13 protein-coding genes are annotated in these 18,397 nt (G+C 66.4%); 5 read left to right on the forward strand and 8 right to left on the reverse strand.

The genetic code is table 11. The features are described from left to right. Positions 1–33: 33 nt before the first annotated feature. Positions 34–786: a 30S ribosomal protein S2 gene (gene rpsB / locus ABD022_RS07840; RefSeq protein WP_325124764.1), complete on the reverse strand. Its 753-nt coding sequence runs from the start codon at positions 784–786 to the stop codon at positions 34–36. 189 nt (positions 787–975) lie between these two features. On the opposite strand from rpsB, the gene map reads away from it, so the two are divergent. Genes map through ABD022_RS07855 form a run of 3 tightly spaced genes read left to right on the forward strand, consistent with a single transcriptional unit; the run spans position 976 to position 4,998 of the window. Beyond that, the gene (map, locus tag ABD022_RS07845; protein WP_343820783.1) at positions 976–1,794 is read left to right on the forward strand and encodes a type I methionyl aminopeptidase; all 819 of its coding nucleotides are present in this window, start codon (positions 976–978) and stop codon (positions 1,792–1,794) included. 7 nt (positions 1,795–1,801) lie between these two features. Further along, on the forward strand, positions 1,802–4,495 hold the full coding sequence (locus ABD022_RS07850) for a [protein-PII] uridylyltransferase (protein ID WP_343820785.1): 2,694 nt from the start codon (positions 1,802–1,804) through the stop codon (positions 4,493–4,495). A gap of 2 nt (positions 4,496–4,497) precedes the next feature. Beyond that, the gene (locus ABD022_RS07855; RefSeq protein WP_343820927.1) at positions 4,498–4,998 is read left to right on the forward strand and encodes a disulfide bond formation protein B; all 501 of its coding nucleotides are present in this window, start codon (positions 4,498–4,500) and stop codon (positions 4,996–4,998) included. Positions 4,999–5,116: 118 nt separating this feature from the next. Here the strand turns inward: ABD022_RS07855 and purF are convergent, their stop codons facing one another. The 7 genes from purF to aceE form a co-directional block, all read right to left on the reverse strand. Then, complete coding sequence (purF, locus tag ABD022_RS07860; RefSeq protein ID WP_325124770.1) at positions 5,117–6,619, reverse strand: amidophosphoribosyltransferase; 1,503 nt, start codon at positions 6,617–6,619, stop codon at positions 5,117–5,119. Between the two features lie 15 nt (positions 6,620–6,634). Continuing rightward, entirely contained in the window at positions 6,635–7,123 is a 489-nt protein-coding gene (locus ABD022_RS07865) for a CvpA family protein (RefSeq protein ID WP_343820786.1), read from the reverse strand. Continuing rightward, the gene (locus ABD022_RS07870; protein WP_325124774.1) at positions 7,120–7,872 is read right to left on the reverse strand and encodes an SPOR domain-containing protein; all 753 of its coding nucleotides are present in this window, start codon (positions 7,870–7,872) and stop codon (positions 7,120–7,122) included. The genes ABD022_RS07865 and ABD022_RS07870 overlap by 4 nt, the downstream gene beginning before the upstream one ends. 124 nt (positions 7,873–7,996) lie before the next feature. Next, positions 7,997–9,409, reverse strand: a complete 1,413-nt coding sequence (gene folC / locus ABD022_RS07875; protein WP_343820787.1) for a bifunctional tetrahydrofolate synthase/dihydrofolate synthase — start codon at positions 9,407–9,409, stop codon at positions 7,997–7,999. A 131-nt stretch (positions 9,410–9,540) separates the two neighbouring features. After that, on the reverse strand, positions 9,541–11,316 hold the full coding sequence (lpdA, locus tag ABD022_RS07880) for a dihydrolipoyl dehydrogenase (protein ID WP_343820789.1): 1,776 nt from the start codon (positions 11,314–11,316) through the stop codon (positions 9,541–9,543). Positions 11,317–11,326: 10 nt separating this feature from the next. Then, positions 11,327–13,033, reverse strand: a complete 1,707-nt coding sequence (gene aceF, locus ABD022_RS07885; RefSeq protein WP_343820790.1) for a dihydrolipoyllysine-residue acetyltransferase — start codon at positions 13,031–13,033, stop codon at positions 11,327–11,329. 14 nt (positions 13,034–13,047) lie between these two features. Next, positions 13,048–15,759 (reverse strand): pyruvate dehydrogenase (acetyl-transferring), homodimeric type, encoded by a 2,712-nt coding sequence (aceE, locus tag ABD022_RS07890; protein WP_343820791.1) that lies wholly within the window; start codon positions 15,757–15,759, stop codon positions 13,048–13,050. A 266-nt stretch (positions 15,760–16,025) separates the two neighbouring features. Between aceE and ABD022_RS07895 the strand changes: the two genes are divergently transcribed. Beyond that, entirely contained in the window at positions 16,026–17,777 is a 1,752-nt protein-coding gene (locus ABD022_RS07895; protein ID WP_325124783.1) for a PAS domain-containing sensor histidine kinase, read from the forward strand. Beyond that, a complete protein-coding gene (locus ABD022_RS07900; RefSeq protein ID WP_325124785.1) occupies positions 17,774–18,397 on the forward strand; it encodes a response regulator transcription factor in 624 nt (207 codons plus the stop codon). The genes ABD022_RS07895 and ABD022_RS07900 overlap by 4 nt, the downstream gene beginning before the upstream one ends.

Raw genomic sequence — 18,397 nt, forward strand, 5'->3', positions numbered from 1 at the left:
CCGGCAAGCGCCGGGGCGGCGGAAGGCAGGAAATTATTCCTGATCCTGGTCCTGCTCGACCTCGATGAATTCCTCACCTTCGGCCAGTTCTTCGACCAGGCCATTGAGGCTTTGCTCACGGCCGGCCAGCACGGCGTCGGCCATGCCACGGGCGTACAGGGCGATGGCCTTGGAGGAGTCGTCGTTGCCCGGAATGACGTGATCGATGCCTTCGGGCGAGTGGTTGGTGTCGACCACGCCGACCACCGGAATACCCAGGGTGCGGGCTTCGGCCACGGCGATCTTGTGATAGCCGACGTCAATCACGAACAGCGCGTCGGGCAGCGTGTTCATATCCTTGATGCCGCCGATGGACTTGTTGAGCTTTTCCATTTCGCGGGCGAACATGAGCGCTTCTTTCTTGGTCATGTGCTCGGTGGCGCCTTCGGCCTGCTGGGCTTCCATGTCCTTCAGGCGCTTGATCGAGGTCTTGACCGTCTTGAAGTTGGTCATCATGCCGCCCAGCCAGCGGCTGTCGACGTAGGGCATGCCGCAGCGCTGGGCTTCGGCGGCAACCAGTTCGCGAGCGGAACGCTTGGTGCCGACGAACAGCACATTGCCGCCGCGCGCGGCCACCTGGCGCACGAACTGGCTGGCTTCCAGGAATTTCTCAACCGTGCGTTCCAGGTTGACGATATGGATCTTGTTGCGCTGGCCGAAGATGTATTCGGCCATCTTCGGGTTCCAGTAACGGGTCTGGTGGCCAAAATGCACACCGGCTTCCAGCATTTCGCGCATGAGCGACATGAAAATTCTCCGAGAGGGTTTGGTCTTGTACCCGGCCAGTATCCAGGACTAACATGGCTGAAGGTCGAATTTTCAAGCATCGACGCAAACTTCCATGCAAAGCCGAAGACACCCTTGGGCGGCCAGGCACGCTATTTACAGCTAAGCCTATAATTCTACTATTCATCTCGTCCACACAGCAAGCACCCCATGAGCCAACTCATCACCGACCCCCAAGAACTCGACCAGATGCGCGCCGCCTGCCAGGCAGCCGCCAGCGTACTGGACTACCTCGAACCGCACGTGCGCGCCGGGGTCACGACGGGGGAACTCGACCGCCTGTGCATGGACTTCATCACCAACACGCTGCAGGTGAAGTCGGCCACCGTGGGCTATGCGCCGCCGGGCTACCCGCCCTTCCCCGCCTCCATCTGCACCTCGGTCAACCATGTCATCTGCCACGGCATCCCCGGCGACAAGGTCCTGAAGAACGGCGACATCATGAACATCGACGTCACCATCATCAAGGACGGCTGGTTCGGTGACACCAGCCGCATGTTCTGCGTGGGCGAGCCTTCCATCCTGGCGCGCCGCCTGATCGACACCACCTACGAATGCATGTGGCTGGGCATCGAGCAAGTCCGGCCGGGCGCCACCCTGGGCGACATCGGCCATGCCATCCAGAAACACGCCGAATCGGCGGGCTTTTCCGTGGTGCGCGAATATTGCGGCCACGGCGTCGGGCGGCGCTTCCACCAGGATCCCCAGGTGCTGCACTACGGCAAGCCCGGCACGGGCGTGCGCCTGGAGCCGGGCATGATCTTCACGATCGAGCCCATGATCAATGCCGGCCGCCGCGAAATCCGCACCCTGGCCGACCAATGGACGGTCGTCACCCGCGATCACAGCCTGTCGGCGCAATGGGAGCACAGCATCCTGGTGACCGACCAGGGCTACGAAGTGCTGACGGTATCGCCCTGCATGCCGGCGCCGCCCGCCTTCGCCAAGGCCGCCCGGGCGGCCGCCTGACGCGCGCATGGCCATGCGCCCAGGCGAAAACCCGTCCAACGGCGGGTCGGGGCCCGTCGACGCGATCCAGAAGGACTCCAGCCGGCCGCAACCGTCCCTGACCGAGTTGCGCACTCTCATGCAGGCACGCCGGGCCGAGGCCATCCAGGCCTGGCGCTCGCACCTGCGGCCCGATACGCTGCTGTCCACGCTGCGGCGCATCGCCGACGAGACCCTGCGCAGCCTGCTGAAGATCCATCCGCTCCCCGCAGGCGCATGCGCGGCGGCAGTGGGCGGCTACGGCCGGGGCGAACTCTATCCCGGCTCGGATCTCGACATCCTGATCCTGCTTGAATGCGCCCCGGATGCCGCCGCGCGCGAACGCATCGAAGCGCTGGTCGCCGCCCTGTGGGATATCGGCCTGGAACCGGGCCTGAGCGTGCGCACGCTGGAACAATGCCGGCACGAGGCCACGGCCGACATCACCGTGCAGACCTCGCTACTTGAGGCCCGCTGGCTGGCGGGAGGCAGGACGCTATTCCGGCGCTTCCGGGAGCAGATGCAGCGGGACCTGGATCCGCGGGACTTCTACTTGGCCAAGCGCACCGAAATGCAGCAGCGCCATGCGCGCCACCAGGACACGCCCTATGCGCTGGAACCCAACTGCAAGGAAGCCCCTGGTGGCCTGCGCGACCTGCAGGTGCTGCTGTGGCTGGCACGCGCTGCCGGACTGGGCACGACCTGGCGTGCCGTGGCGCGCACCGACCTGCTGACTTCGGCCGAATTCCGCGCCCTGCGCCGGGCGGAGCAGGCCTTCAAACGCCTGCGCATCGAGCTCCACCTGCTGGCCGGGCGCCGCGAGGACCGCGTCCTGTTCGACCTGCAGCCGCGCCTGGCCAGGGTCTATGGCTTTGTCGACCAGCCCCACCGGCGCGCCGGCGAACTGCTGATGCAGCGCTATTACTGGGCCGCCCGCGTAGTCTGCCAGGTCAACCGGCTGCTGATGCTGGCGCTGGAAGAACACCTGTTTCCCCGTCCCCAGGACAAGGCCGCCGCCCTGGACGACGACTTCTGCGTGCGCCGCGGACGGCTGGCCCTGGTCCGCGAGGATGCCTTCGAGCGCAAGCCCAGCCTGCTGCTGAAGGTGTTCCTGGTCACGCAGCAGCACCCGGAACTGCAGGGCATGGCGGCCGGCACCCTGCGGGCCATGTGGCACGCGCGCCTGCGCATCGATCGGGCATTCCGCGACGATCCGGTCAACCGCCAGCTGTTCCTGCAGATCCTGCGCCAGCCGCGCGGCATCGTTCATGCCCTGCGCGACATGACGATGTGGAACATCCTGCCACGCTATCTGCCCCCGTTCCGCCGCATCGTCGGACAGATGCAGCACGACCTGTTCCATGCCTACACCGTGGACCAGCACATCCTGATGGTCGTCCGCAATCTGCGGCGCTTCACGATGCCCGAGCATGCCCAGGAATATCCACTGGCCAGCCAGCTGATCGCCGACCTGGACGATCACTGGCTGCTGTACATCGCGGCACTGTTCCACGACATCGCCAAGGGGCGCGGCGGCGATCATTCGCAACTGGGCGCCGCCGAGGTGCGCCGTTTCGCCCGCCACCATGCGCTGCCCCGCGAGTCGGTCGAACTGCTGGACTTCCTGGTGCGCGAGCACCTGACCCTGTCCCAGGTGGCCCAGAAGCGCGACCTGAGCGATCCCCGCGTGATCCACGAGTTCGCCGCCCGGGTCGGATCCCGGCGCCGGCTGGCTGCCCTGTACCTGCTGACCGTGGCCGACATCCGCGGCACCAGCCCCAAGGTCTGGAACTCCTGGAAAGGCAAGCTGCTGGAAGATCTGTACCACCGCACGCTGGCGGCCCTGGGGGGCGAGCAGCCCGATACCCGCACCATCCTGGCCCTGCGCAAGGATGCCGCCGCCGCGGAAATCCGCCGGATGGGCTTGCGCGACGAAAGCCGCGACGCCTTCTGGTCGCAACTGGACGTGGCCTATTTCCTGCGCCACGATGCCAACGAGATCGCCTGGCACACGCGTCACCTGTACCACTGCTTCCAGGGACCGGATCCGGTGGTGCGCGCCCGCGTCCTGGGCCAGAGCGAGGCCCTGCAGGTCCTGGCCTACGCGCCCGACCGGCCGGACCTGTTCATGGACATCTGCACCTATTTCGACCGTCATGGCCTGAGCATCCAGGACGCGCGCATTCACACCACGCGCCAGGGCTGGGCGCTGGACAGCTTCATCGTGCTGCTGCCCGAGCACGACCGCGACTATCGTTCTCACGCTTCCCTGATCGAACACGAGCTGCGCGCCTCGCTGACCGATCGCCCGGCGGCGCGCCGGGATGCCCCGGCACCGCATCCGGGATCCCGCCGTTCGCGGGCCTTTCCGATCATGCCCAGTGTCACGCTGCAGCCCGATGAACTGGGCGGCAACTGGCGGCTGTCGGTCACGGCGGCCGACCGCGTCGGGCTGCTGCACGACCTGGCACGGGTGTTCGCCCGCCACGACGTCAGCCTGAAGATGGCCAAGATCATGACCCTGGGCGACCGGGTCGAGGACGTCTTCGTCCTCGACGGCTCCGGCCTGGAACATCCCCGCGGACAGATACAATTCGAACGCCAGGTGCTGGAAGCGCTGGGCACGGCCTGCGACACGCCCCCGCTCCTTTCATCCACGACCCCGACCACGGCTCTGCCATGACCCTGACCCGCTCCGACCGTCTCTTGCGCCTCGTCTCCCTGCTGTGCTTGGCTGCCGTGGGCTTCGCCCTGATCTCCCAGCATGCATTCGGCATGAAGCCCTGCGCCTGGTGCGTGCTGCAGCGGCTGATCCTGCTGGCCATCGCCGCCGTCTGCGGGCTGGCCGGCATGGGCTGGGGCCCGGCCATCGTGCGGCGTGGCGGCGCGGTGGCTGCGGCCATCCTGGCGGGATGCGGCATCGCCGCGGCCTGGTATCAGTACAGCGTGGCCGCACAGCTGTTTTCCTGCGCCCAGACTTTTGCCGACCGTTTCATCACGGCGTCCGGACTGGACGCCGCCCTGCCCTGGCTGTTCGGCATCTACGCAAGCTGCAACGACGCCCGCGTCAGTCTGCTGGGTGTGGAATATGCACTGTGGGGCCTGGCGCTGTTCGTCGTCTGCGCCGCCCTAACCCTGGCCACGCTATGGATGAGCCCGGACGCTGATCAGTCCCCTGCGGACTGATCAGCGCCTGGCGAATCGGAGCGCCTTGCAAGGCGCGACGTGGAGGGAGGCCCCGGCTGGAGATATCCCGCGCCTGGCGAATCGGAGCGCTTTGCAAGGCGCGACGTGGAGTGAGGGCTCAGCTTTCGTCTTCGGCAGCCGCCATGGCGCCGGAGCGCTGAGGCAGGCCGCGGGTGCGGCTCAGGCGCTCCAGGTAGGCGTCGTCGATGTCGCCGGTGACATAACGGCCGTTGAAGCAGGACGACTCGAAGGACTGCATGGCGGGATTCAGGTCGCGCAGGGACTGTTCCAGATCGTCCAGATCCTGGTAGACCAGGCCGTCGGCGCCGATCTCGCGTGCAACCTGCGCCTCGTCACGCCCGGTGGCGATCAGTTCCGCCTGGGTCGGCATGTCGATGCCGTAGACGTTCGGATAGCGGACGGCCGGCGCCGCCGATGCGAAGAAGACCTTGTTGGCGCCCGCCGCCCGCGCCATGTCGACGATTTCACGGCTGGTGGTGCCGCGCACGATGGAATCATCGACCAGCAGGACATTCTTGCCGCGAAATTCCATGTCGATGGCGCTGAGTTTCTGGCGCACGGATTTCTTGCGCACGGCCTGGCCCGGCATGATGAAGGTGCGGCCGACGTAGCGGTTCTTGATGAAGCCTTCGCGGTAGTTCAGTCCCAGGCGCGCCGCCAGCTGCATGGCCGATGGCCGCGAGGAATCGGGGATCGGCATGACCACATCCACATCGCCCAGGCGCAGGGACTTGGCCACCTTGTCCGCCAGGTATTCTCCCATGTGCAGGCGCGCGTCGTAGATCGAGATCCCGTTCATCATGGAATCGGGGCGGGCGAAATAGACGTATTCGAAAATGCAGGGCGTCCACGCCTGCCCCGGTTCGGCACAGGCCTCGGTGCTGAGCTCGCCGTCTTCGGTGATCACGACGGCCTCGCCGGGGGCGATGTCGCGCACCAGGGTGAATCCGCTGCCCGTCAGGGCCACGGATTCGGAAGCCAGCATCCATTCGGGGCCGGATTCCGTATCGTGCCGCCCCAGACACAGGGGCCGGATGCCGTGCGGGTCGCGGAACGCCACCAGCCCGAAACTGCTGATGTCGGCGATGACCGCGTAGGCCCCCTTGGCGCGCCGATGCACCGCGCGCACGGCCTGGAATACTGCGTGCGCGTCCAGGGTGACGCCGTTGGACGCCTGCTGCAGTTCGTGCGCGAAGACGTTGAGCAGGACCTCGGAATCTGAATTGGTGTTGATGTGGCGCCGGTCGTGCTTGAACAGGGATTCGCGCAGTTCGCGCCAATTGGTCAGGTTGCCGTTGTGCACGAACGTGATCCCGAACGGCGCGTTCACGTAGAAGGGCTGGGCCTCGTCCACGCTGGCGCTGGAACCCGCCGTGGGGTAGCGCACCTGCCCCAGGCCCCGGTTCCCGGGCAGCGCCCGCATGTTGCGCGTGCGAAACACGTCACGCACCAGGCCGTGGGCCTTGTGCATGCTGAAGAATTGGTCGTGCGCGGTGGCGATGCCGGCCGCGTCCTGGCCCCGGTGCTGCAGCAGCAGCAGGCTGTCATAGATCAGTTGATTGACGGGGCTGCGCCCCATCACACCCACGATTCCGCACATAAGAATGAATTCCGGCTAGTAGGGAAGCAGTTCCGCCACCTGGGTCGGCAGCAACGATTTGACTTGTTGGAAACCCCGGACGGCGGCCGCGGAGGTGCGCGCATCGCGCCACCAGGGTTCCTGGGGGAGCTGAGTGTAGCCCGCCAGCCCCACCAGGGCGAGGACCAGGACGATGCCGCGCACCGCGCCGAACACTGCGCCCAGGCCATGGTCGGCCGGCGTCAGGCCGGTACGGTCCACCAGCGCACCCAGCACCATGTTCAGCAGGCCGATCAGCAGGAGCGCCAGGATGAAGACCGCGCCGTAGGCAGCCAGCGTCCGCAGCAGGCCATTGTCGATCAGGCCCAGCAGCCAGTCCGACGCAGCGGGCCCCCACCAGATGGCGGCCACGAAGGCGGCGACATAGGCGACCAGCGACAGGACTTCGCGCAGGAAACCGCGCAACAGCCCGATCAAGGCCGAGATGGCCACGACGGCCAGGACGAAGTAGTCGAAGCTGGTCACTTGCCGGAGATCAGGCCGTTCTGGTAGCCCAGCGCCCGCAGCCGGGTCTGGGCCGCCTGGGCAGCCTCGTGGGAGCCGAAGGGCCCCACCCGCAGCCGGTAGACGGTGCGGCCGTTGGACTGGCCGCGCTCGACGTAGGCGTCGGTGACGCCCGCCTGGCGCAGGCTGTCGCGCCGTGCCAGGGCGTCCTGCTCTGTCGTGTAGGCGGCGACCTGGAGATAGTAGCGTCCCCCGGCGGCCGGCCGGGTCTCGGTCCGGGCTTCCGAAGGCGTCTTGCCGGCCAGCAGGGCCAGGGCGACGGAGCCGTCGTCGGTGCGGCCCGCAGGCGCCTGGGTGGCGGGCTTGTCCTGCGACGGGCGCTCGGCGGATCGGGCAGGCTCGGTAGCGGGCTTTTCCGGGGCGGGCTCGGGCTGCGTCCGGACGGGACTGGCGGGCGCCGGTTCAGGCGTGGCCTGGACAGGCGGCTGGCCCTGGGAGGCAGCCTGTGACGGCACGGGGGATTCAGGCGCGGCCGGAGCGGCCGGCTCGGGCTGGGGTTCGGCCTGGACCGTACCGCCCGATGCAGCCGCGTCGGGCTGGGAGACCGGGGGTTCGGTGACGGGCGGCAGGCCGGCGACCGGCGCCGGCACCACGATCGGCGCTTGCGCGTCGTCGGAGACGGGTTCGTCGAACAGCCAGGGCACGACGATGAAGGCAGCCAGCACCAGCGCCAGGGCGCCGATCAGGCGGCGGCGGGCTTTTACGCGCAATTCGCGGAGTTGGGCTTCGGTACCGGCGGATCGTGCCGGCGCGCGTTGTCCCGTTTCGGTTCCCTTGCGAAAAAGCATCGTGCAGCCAACCCATCAAAAGTGGCGGATCGGCCTCATGATCCCGTCAGACGAGGACATCCCTGCCCTCGCGGCGCAGGACCTCGAGCACCGGCCCGACAGTGGCAAACGATCCGAACACGAGGATTCTATCATTGTCGGTCGCCAGTCTCCTGGCTTCTGCAAAGGCTTGTTCCGGACTGTCAAAGGTGGAAACCTGCATGTCCCGGGCTGCCACGGCGGGCCGGGGCGTGGCCCGCACGCCGGGCTTGTGCTCGCCCGCGGGGCGGGAGATTTCGCTGGTCTGGGCGATGAAGGGATCCACGGGCGCCTGGTCGCCACTGATGCGATGCACGATGGCGGCCAATTCCTGCGCGGTGGTGCCGCGCGGGCCACCCAGGGTGGCGCACAGCCAGCGGTCCACCCGCCGCGTCAGGCGCGACAGCGTGGCCTCGATGTCCTTGTCGCGCAACATGCCGACCACCGCGTAGGTGTGCGGATAGTGGCCCATGCTGTCGAGATTCTGGCCCAGCGCCGAGATGGCATGCGGGTTGTGTCCCACATCCAGGATGGTGGCCGGCAATCCGGGCAGAATCTGCATCCGGCCCGGCAGACTGACGTGCAGCAGGCCCTGGCGCACGTCCTGCTGCGTGACCACCAGGCGGTCGCGCAAGGCCTCGAGGGCGGCCAAGGCCGCCGATGCGTTCAGCAGCTGGTTGGCACCGCGCAGGGCGGGATAGCCCAGCGCATTCCGGCGCTGCGCGCGGCCGCCGTAGGCCCATTGCTGACGATCGCCGGAATAGTTGAAATCGATCCCGACGCGCCACAGGTCGGCGCCGATCGCCTCGGCGTGATCGATCACGGTCTCGGGCGGCACCGGATCGGCGCAGATGGCGGGCTTGCCAGGACGGAATATGTGGGCCTTTTCCAGGCCGATCGCCTCGCGGGTATTGCCCAGGTACTGCATGTGGTCCAGATCCACGCTGGTCAGGATGGCGCAGTCGGTATCGATCAGGTTGACCGCATCCAGCCGCCCGCCAAGGCCGACTTCCAGCACCACGACATCCAGCCGGGCGGCCTGGAACATCAGCAGAGCCGCCAGCGTGGTCATTTCGAAATAGGTCAGCGTGATGCCGTCCCGGGCGTCCTCGATGCGCTCGAACTGCGCCACGATGTCCGTGTCCGAGGCTTCCTCGCCGTTCACGCGGATGCGCTCGTTGAAGCGCAGCAGATGGGGCGAGGTGTACTTGCCGACCTTGTAGCCCGCGGTGAGCAGCATGGCTTCGAGCATGGCGCAGGTGGAACCCTTGCCGTTGGTGCCGGCCACGGTGATCTTGACGCAGTCCAGGGACAGGCCAAGACGCCCGGCGACGGCCCGGATGCGGTCCAGTCCCAGGTCGATGGCTTTCGGGTGCAGGGTTTCGAGATAGACCAGCCAGTCGGCGAGCGCGGCGCCCTGGGCAGGAGCAGAAGAGGACATGGAAAGGAATCAGGGATGAAAGAAAAACGGCAGGTGCCGATATTAGCACCTGCCGTTGCGGGACATGCCGGCACCCCTACCGCCTGCAAGGAGGTCCCTGGCAGGCCGTGGGACGCGCAGTGCAGGGAAAGCTACTTCTTCCGGGCCGGCGGCACGTCGGTGCAATGCCCGTCGGCAACCTCGGCGGCCATGCCGACCGACTCCCCGAGCGTCGGGTGCGGATGGATGGTCTTGCCGATGTCCACGGAATCCGCTCCCATTTCGATGGCCAGGACGATTTCGCCGATCAGATCGCCCGCGTGCGTGCCGACGATCCCGCCGCCCAGGATCCGGCCGGTTTCCGCATCGAACAGCAGCTTGGTGAAGCCTTCGTCGCGGCCGTTGGCGATGGCGCGGCCCGAAGCCTGCCAGGGGAACAGGCCCTTCTTGACGGCAATGCCGTCTTTCTTGGCCGCTTCCTCGGTCAGGCCCACCCAGGCCACCTCGGGGTCGGTGTAGGCCACCGAAGGAATCACGCGCGCATCGAAGAAGGCCTTGTGCCCGGCGATGGCTTCCGCGGCCACATGGGCCTCGTGGACCGCCTTGTGCGCCAGCATGGGCTGGCCCACGATGTCGCCAATGGCGTAGATGTGCGGCACATTGGTGCGCATCTGCTTGTCCACCGCGATGAAGCCCCGGTCGGACACCGCCACGCCGGCGTTCTCGGCGCCGATCTTCTTGCCATTGGGCGAACGGCCGACGGCCTGCAGCACCAGATCGTAGCGCTGGGGTTCCTTGGGGGCAGCCTCGCCCTCGAAGGTGACCCAGATGCCGTCATCCTTGGCTTCGGCGGCGACCGTCTTGGTGTTGAGCATGACATGGTCGAAGCGCCTGGCGTTCATCTTGTCCCAGACCTTGACCAGGTCTCGGTCGGCGCCGGTCATCAGGGTGGGCAGCATTTCCACCACGTCCAGCCGGGCGCCCAGCGCGGAATAGACCGTGCCCATTTCCAGGCCGATGATGCCGCCGCCGATGATCAGCATGCGGCCGGGCACCGATTTCAGGGCCAGCGCGCCGGTGGAATCGACGATGCGGGGGTCTTCCGGCAGGAACGGCAGCTTCACGGACTGGCTGCCGGCCGCGATGATGGCCGAGGCGAACCTGATCGTCGTCTGGCCGCCGTCGGCCTTGGCCACCGTGAGGTGGTGCGGATCGGCAAAGGTGCCCACGCCCTGGATGACCGTGACCTTGCGGGCCTTGGCCATGCCGGCCAGGCCGCCGGTGAGCTTGCCCACCACGGAATCCTTGTAGCCGCGCAATTTGTCCAGGTCGATCACCGGCTCGCCGAAGGCGATGCCGTGGGCCGCCATGGACTTGGCTTCTTCCAGCACGCCGACGGTATGCAGCAGCGCCTTGGACGGGATGCAGCCCACATTCAGGCAGACCCCGCCCAGGGTGGCGTAGCGTTCCACCAGGACGACTTTCAGGCCCAGGTCGGCTGCGCGGAAAGCGGCCGAATAGCCGCCGGGGCCCGCGCCCAGCACCAGGACGTCGTATTCGCCCTCGGCCGTGCCCGAGAACTGCGCGGGCGCCGGAGCCGGAGCGGCCGGTGCCGCCTGCGCCGGTGTCGGGGCCGGGGCCGGGGCCGGTGCGGCTGCAGCCGGAGCCTGGGCTGGCGCCGCGGCACCGTCGGCCGCCTCGATGCGGATGATCGGTGTGCCCTGGGAGACTTTGTCGCCCAGCTTCACGAGGATTTCCTTCACCACCCCGCCCTGCTCGGCCGGAATCTCCATGGAGGCCTTGTCGGATTCCACGGTGATCAGGCTCTGCTCGGCCTGGACGGTATCGCCCGCCTTGACCAGGATCTCGATGACTTCGACTGCGTCGAAATCGCCGATGTCGGGGACGTTCAGATCGACGATGCTCATCTCGTCCCCCTTACAGGATGATGCGGCGGAAATCCGCCAGCAGGCCAGCCAGGTAGGCATTGAAGCGCGCCGCGGCGGCCCCGTCGATCACGCGGTGATCGTAGGACAGCGACAGCGGCAGCATCAGGCGGGGCTGGAAGGCCTTGCCGTCCCAGACCGGCTGCATGGCCGAACGCGACACGCCGAGGATGGCGACTTCGGGCGCATTGATGATGGGCGTGAAGTCCGTGCCGCCGATCCCGCCCAGGGACGAGATCGAGAAGCAGCCGCCCTGCATCTGGGAAGGCGAGAGCTTGCCTTCGCGGGCCAGGCCGGCGAGTTCGGCCGTTTCCGCCGCCAGTTCCAGCACGCCCTTCTTGTCGGCGTCCCGGATCACCGGAACCACCAGGCCGTTGGGCGTGTCGGCTGCGAAGCCGATGTGGAAGTAGTGCTTGAGCACCAGGTTGTCGCCGTCCAGCGAGGCGTTGAATTCAGGGTACTTCTTCAGGGCTGCGACCACGGCCTTGATCAGGAAGGCCAGCATGGTGACCTTGACGCCGGACTTCTTGTTTTCCGCGTTCAGCTGCTGGCGCAGGGCTTCCAGTTCGGTGATGTCGGCCACGTCATTGTTGGTGACGTGCGGAATCATGACCCAGTTGCGATGCAGGTTCGCGCCCGATATCTTCTTGATGCGCGACAGGGGCTTCGTCTGGATCTCGCCGAACTTGGCGAAGTCGACCTTGGGCCAGCCCAGCACGCTGAAGCCACCTTCCGCCGACACGGTCGAGCCCACGGGGCTCGCGCCGCCGGTAGCCAGGGCCTGCTTCACGTAGGCACGCACGTCGTCGACCGTGATGCGGTTCTTGGGGCCGCTGCCGCTGACCTGGGCCAGGTTCACGCCCAGTTCGCGGGCGAACTTGCGCACCGAGGGCGAGGCGTGCGGCAGATTGCGCAGGGGCACCTCGGCCTCGGCGAAGGATGCCGTCGGAGACGTGCGCTCAGGGGCGACGGACGCCATGGAAGACGGCGCCGAAGCCGGGGCCGGTGCGGCAGCGGCCTTGGGCGCCGCTTCGGCCGGGGCAGGCGCCGGGGTGGGGGCCGGTGCTGCAGCAGCAGGAGCCGCCGCCTGGGGTGCACCGCCGGTCGCTTCCACGACCAGGATTTCCGCGCCCTGGGAGACCTTGTCGCCCAGCTTGACCTTGATTTCCTTGACCACCCCGCCCACCGAGGCCGGGATTTCCATGGAGGCCTTGTCGGATTCCACGGTGATCAGGCTTTGCTCGGCCTGGATGGTATCGCCCACATTGACCAGGATCTCGATGACTTCGACCGCGTCGAAATCGCCGATGTCGGGCACGACCACGGGCTGCAGCCCGCCCGAGGTGGCCGGCGCCGCAGCTGCCGCGGACGCAGGCGCCGGAGCCGGCGCAGCGGTCGGAGCCGGGGCCGGCGTGGCAGCGGCCGCCGGGGCGGACGCAGCCTGCCCGGTCGCCGCACCCGAAGCCTCGACTTCCAGGATGACCGAGCCTTCCTTGACCTTGTCGCCCAGCTTGACCTTGACCGCCTTGACCACCCCGCCCTGCGAGGCCGGGATTTCCATGGAGGCTTTGTCGGACTCGACCGTGATCAGGCTCTGCTCGGCCTCGATCTTGTCGCCTGCGGCCACCAGGATCTCGATCACTTCAACCGCGTCGAAATCGCCGATGTCGGGGACCTTGATTTCCACGATATTGCTCATGTTGTGCGTCCTCCTCAGGCGTAGTGCGGGTTGGCCTTTTCGGGGTCGATGCCGTACTTGGCGATCGCCTCGGCGCATTTCTTGATGTCGATGGCGCCTTCATCGGCCAGGCTGCGCAGGGCGGCCAGGACCACGAAATGGCGGTCGATCTCGAAGTGCTTGCGCAGTTCGGAACGGAAGTCCGAACGGCCGAAGCCGTCGGTCCCCAGGACCTTGAGGGTGCGTCCTTGCGGCACGAAGGGGCGGATCATGTCGCCATAGGCCTTGATGTAGTCGGTGGAAACGACGATGGGCCCCTTGGTGTCCTTGAGCTGGCGGGTCACGTAGGATTCCTGGGCAGGCTCGGTCGGATGCAGCAGGTTGTGGCGTTCGGCATCCAGGCCGTCGCGGCGCAGTTCCGTGAAGCTGGTGACGCTCCAGACGTCCGAAGTCACGCCCCAGTCCTTTTCCAGCAATTCCTGGGCCGCCAGCACTTCGCGCAGGATCGTGCCCGAGCCCATCAGCTGGACATGCTGCTTGGCGGGCTTGGCGCTGGACTGGAGCTTGTACATCCCCTTCAGGATGCCTTCCTCGTCTCCGGCCTTCAGGCCCGGCTGGGCGTAGTTCTCGTTCATAACCGTGATGTAGAAGAACACATCTTCCTGGTCATGCATCATGCGCTGCAGGCCGCTGCGGATGATGACGGCGACTTCGTGCGCGAAGGCCGGGTCGTAGGCCACGCAGTTGGGGATCAGGGAAGCCTGGATGTGGCTGTGGCCGTCCTCGTGCTGCAGGCCCTCGCCGTTCAGCGTGGTGCGGCCTGCCGTGCCGCCCAGCACGAAACCGCGCGCCAGCATGTCGCCCGCGGCCCAGGCGTGGTCGCCGAACCGCTGGAACCCGAACATCGAGTAATAGATGAAGAACGGGATCATGATGCAGTTGCTGACGGAATACGACGTCGCCGCCGCGATCCACGAGCTGAAGCCGCCGGCCTCGTTGATGCCTTCCTGCAGCAGCTGGCCGTTCTCGGCTTCGCGGTAGTACATCACCTGGCCCTTGTCCACCGGCACGTACTTCTGGCCTTCGGGGGCGTAGATGCCGATCTGGCGGAACAGGCCTTCCATGCCGAAGGTGCGGGACTCGTCCACCAGGATGGGCACGACGCGCGGCGCCAGGTCCTTGTCGCGCAGGATCTGGTTCAGCACCCGCACGAATGCCTGGGTGGTGGAAATCTCGCGGCCCTCGGCGGTGGGCTCGAGCACGGCCTTGAAGGCATCCAGGGGCGGCACCGGCAGCGACTGGTCGGCCTTGCGGCGGCGGTGCGGCAGGTAGCCGCCGAGCGCCTTGCGATGCTCGTGCAGGTACTTCATTTCCGGAGAGTCTTCCGCCGGCTTGAAGAAGGGGATCTCTTCGAGCTTGTCGTCCGGGATGGGGATGTTGAAGCGGTCGCGGAATTCGCGCACCGAATCGATGTCCAGCTTCTTTTGCTGGTGGGTGGGGTTCTTGGCCTGACCGACGTGGCCCATGCCGTAGCCCTTGATGGTCTTGGCCAGGATGACCGAAGGCTGGCCCTTGTGCCCGGCGGCGGCGGCGAAGGCCGCGTAGACCTTGTGCGGGTCGTGCCCGCCCCGGTTCAGGCGCCAGATGTCCTCGTCGCTCATGCGGCTGACCATTTCCAGCAGCTTGGGATGCTTGCCGAAGAACTTTTCACGCACGAACTTGCCGTCATTGGCCTTGTAGGCCTGGTATTCGCCGTCCACGGTCTCTTCCATGATGCGGCGCAGGATGCCTTCCTTGTCGCGGGCGAACAGCGGATCCCAGTAGCCGCCCCAGATCAGCTTGAGCACATTCCAGCCGTTGCCGCGGAAGGCGCCTTCGAGTTCCTGGATGATCTTGCCGTTGCCACGCACCGGGCCGTCCAGGCGCTGCAGGTTGCAGTTGACGACGAAAATCAGGTTGTCGAGCTTTTCACGCGCGGCCAGGCCGATGGCAGCGAGGGTTTCGGGTTCGTCGATCTCGCCGTCGCCCACGAAGACCCAGACCTTGCGTTCGGCCGTGTTGGCCAGCCCGCGGGCATGCAGGTATTTCAGGAAACGGGCCTGATAGATGGCCATCATCGGCCCCAGGCCCATCGACACCGTGGAGAACTGCCAGAAATCGGGCATCAGCTTCGGGTGCGGATAGGAAGACAGCCCCTTGCCCTTGCCGCCGACTTCCTGGCGGAAATAATTCAGGTTCTCTTCCGTCAGGCGGCCTTCGAGGTAGGCGCGTGCGTACATGCCGGGCGACGAATGGCCCTGGAAGTAGATCAGGTCGCCGCCGTGGTCGGGCGACTCGGCGTGCCAGAAGTGGTTCTGGCCGCACTCGATCATGGTCGCCAGCGAGGCGAAGGACGCAATGTGGCCGCCCAGGCTGCCGCCATCAGGCGGTTCGACCTTGTTGGCCTTGACCACCATGGCCATGGCGTTCCAGCGGATATAGGAACGGATGCGCTCTTCGAGCACCATGTTGCCCGGATGCGGAGGCTCCAGCCCCGGGGGAATGGTGTTGACGTAGGCCGTGTTCAGCGAATAGGGGATGTGGGCGCCACTGCGGCGGGCCAGGTCGATCAGGCGCTCGATCAGGTAGTGGGCGCGTTCCGCGCCCTCACGATCGAGGACGGCTTCCAGCGCGTCGATCCATTCCTGGGTTTCCTGCTGATCGACGTCCACCGTCGCCACGTCGTGGACTTGTTCGAGAGAGGACATGGTGTGTGTCTCCTGTGGTGTGGTTCGATGACGCGACCACACATCGCGCCAGCCCGGTGAAGAGAGAGGGGAAACATGCGCCGGCGGCACCGCAACGGAGACCCGGGGCACGAACGTACCCCGGTTGCCGACACTTGCAGCCATTCTAGGAAAGAGCCCGCGTCAGCACAAGCAAAATTTCATCAGATGATATGTATTTTTATTATGTGAAAAATTGAATGCGGCTTTCATGTCTAAAATGATGCAATCGCGATATTCTCACGTCCATGGCTTCCTCGAATCGCAAGTCCCTGATTCCGACGACGTTTTACGAGCATGCTCGGCACAGTCGCCGCCTGTACTGGCTGACGCCGGCGATCGTGCTCGTGCTCTATCTCTGCGTCATGGGCGCCTTCATCTGGCTGCAGCGCCTGCAAAGCGACAGCGTGATGTTCGTCACCATCGATCAGGAAACCCGCCAGCAGCGCCTGATGATGGTGGTGTTCGCCCTGTCGCTGGTGATCGTATTCAGCCTGCTGGCGCTGTGGCGCTACACGCGCTTCCGCACCCAGGCCGAGGCCGCCCTGATCGCCGAGACCGGCTTCCGGCGCGCCATGGAAAATTCCATGTCCACCGGCATGCGCGTGTTCGACATGCAGGGCCGCATCGCCTATGTGAACCCGGCGTTCTGCCGCATGATCGGCTGGAACGAGGCCGACCTGATCGGGCGCACGGCCCCCTTCCCCTACTGGCTGCCGGGGCGCCACGACCATCACCGCGAGACCCTGGCCCAGCTGCTGTCGGGCCGCACTCCCAGCAGCGGCCTGGAAATCGAGGCCCAGCGGCGCGACGGCTCGCGCTTCACCGCGCGCATGTACGTCTCGCCCCTGCGCGACCCCAAGGGCGAGCAGATCGGCTGGATGACATCCATGACCGACATCACGGAGCCCAAGCGCATCCGCGAAGCCCTGACCGCCGCGCACGAGCGCTTCATGACCGTGCTCGAAGGCCTGGACGATGCGATCTCCGTCGTGGCCGATACGCCCGAGGGCCTGGAACTGCTGTTTGCCAACCGCACCTACCGGCGCCTGTTCGGCGCCCAGACCGGCGGCCACTCGGAACTGCTGGGCGGCCGCCTGGGCCGGTTCACCGACGAGACCATGGAGCTGTTCTCGCCCACGGCCCAGCGCTGGTTCGAGGTCCACCACCGGATGCTGGCCTGGACCGATTCCCGCCGCGTGCGCCTGCAGGTGGCGCGCGACATCACCGAACGCCGCAAGCACGAGGAAGAATCCCGCATCCAGCAGGAAAAGGCCCAGCTCACCAGCCGCCTGACCACGATGGGCGAAATGGCCTCGTCCCTGGCGCACGAACTGAACCAGCCGCTGACGGCCATCAGTAACTACAATATGGCGGCCGTGGCGATGCTCAAGTCGGGCAAGGCCTCCACCGAATCGCTGATCCAGGCCCTGGAAAAGGCCTCCCAGCAGGCCGAGCGTGCCGGCAAGATCATCAGCCGCATCCGCGAATTCGTGAAGCGCAGCGAGCCGCGGCGCCAGGCCGTGGGCCTGGGCCGGATCGTGGAGAACGCCGTCGGATTCGCCGATATCGACGCCCGCAAGCGCAGCATCGAGATCGTCCAGAACCTGCCCGATCCCATGCCCGAAGTCCTGGCTGACCCCATCCTCATCGAGCAGGTCCTGCTGAACCTGCTGAAGAACGGCGTCGAGGCCATGGAACACAGCGAATGCCGCAGCCTGCACTTGCGGATCACCGATCAGCCCCCCCTGGTCGAAATCGCCGTCATCGATCACGGCCATGGCCTGCGCAATCCGGAACGGCTTTTCGAGCCCTTCTACAGCACCAAGTCCGAAGGCCTGGGCATGGGTCTGAACATTTGCCGTACCATCATCGAATCGCATCACGGGCGCCTGTGGGCCAGTCCCAATCCGGAAGGCGGGACCATATTCCGCTTCACCCTGCCCAAGGCCCCGCCCCGCTCCCAGACCACGGACATCACGGAGGAACAGCACGCATGAGCGACACCCAACTCTCCAGCACCATCTACATCGTCGATGACGACGAAGCGGTTCGCGATTCCCTGCGCTGGCTGCTCGAAGCCAACGGCTACAACGTACGCAGCTTCGCGGGGGCCGAAGAATTCCTCGCCGCCTACGATCCCGAGCAGGTCGGCGTGCTGATCGCCGACATCCGCATGCCCGGCATGAGCGGGCTGGAACTGCAGGAAACCCTGATCGCCCGCAAGGCGCCGCTGCCCATCGTGTTCATCACGGGGCACGGCGACGTGCCGATGGCGGTCTCCACCATGAAAAAGGGCGCCGTGGACTTCCTGGAAAAGCCCTTCAACGAAGCCGACCTGCGCGCCCTGGTGGCCAGCATGCTGGAACAGGCCCGCGAACGCGTGCGCGAAGCCCACGCCCAGCGCGACCAGCAGGCCGTGCTCAGCCGGCTCACGGCCCGCGAACAGCAGGTGCTGGAACGCATCGTGGCCGGCCGCCTGAACAAGCAGATCGCCGGCGACCTGAACATCAGCATCAAGACCGTCGAAGCGCACCGCGCCAACATCATGGAAAAGCTCGAGGTCACCACCGTTGCAGATCTGATGAAGATCGCCCTGGCCCGCGCCGAGGAAGCCTGA

Origin of the sequence: Castellaniella daejeonensis (genome assembly GCF_039523555.1) — a bacterium.
In the GTDB taxonomy this organism is placed as follows: Bacteria; Pseudomonadota; Gammaproteobacteria; order Burkholderiales; family Burkholderiaceae_B; genus Castellaniella; species Castellaniella daejeonensis.

Excerpts from the sequence above, each read along its gene's own strand:
- rpsB (WP_325124764.1), bottom strand. The coding sequence starts at position 786 with ATGTCGCTCATGCGCGAAATGCTGGAAGCCGGTGTGCATTTTGGCCAC.
- map (WP_343820783.1), top strand. The coding sequence starts at position 976 with ATGAGCCAACTCATCACCGACCCCCAAGAACTCGACCAGATGCGCGCC.
- ABD022_RS07850 (WP_343820785.1), top strand. The coding sequence starts at position 1,802 with ATGGCCATGCGCCCAGGCGAAAACCCGTCCAACGGCGGGTCGGGGCCC.
- purF (WP_325124770.1), bottom strand. The coding sequence starts at position 6,619 with ATGTGCGGAATCGTGGGTGTGATGGGGCGCAGCCCCGTCAATCAACTG.
- folC (WP_343820787.1), bottom strand. The coding sequence starts at position 9,409 with ATGTCCTCTTCTGCTCCTGCCCAGGGCGCCGCGCTCGCCGACTGGCTG.
- lpdA (WP_343820789.1), bottom strand. The coding sequence starts at position 11,316 with ATGAGCATCGTCGATCTGAACGTCCCCGACATCGGCGATTTCGACGCA.
- aceF (WP_343820790.1), bottom strand. The coding sequence starts at position 13,033 with ATGAGCAATATCGTGGAAATCAAGGTCCCCGACATCGGCGATTTCGAC.
- aceE (WP_343820791.1), bottom strand. The coding sequence starts at position 15,759 with ATGTCCTCTCTCGAACAAGTCCACGACGTGGCGACGGTGGACGTCGAT.
- ABD022_RS07895 (WP_325124783.1), top strand. The coding sequence starts at position 16,026 with ATGGCTTCCTCGAATCGCAAGTCCCTGATTCCGACGACGTTTTACGAG.
- ABD022_RS07900 (WP_325124785.1), top strand. The coding sequence starts at position 17,774 with ATGAGCGACACCCAACTCTCCAGCACCATCTACATCGTCGATGACGAC.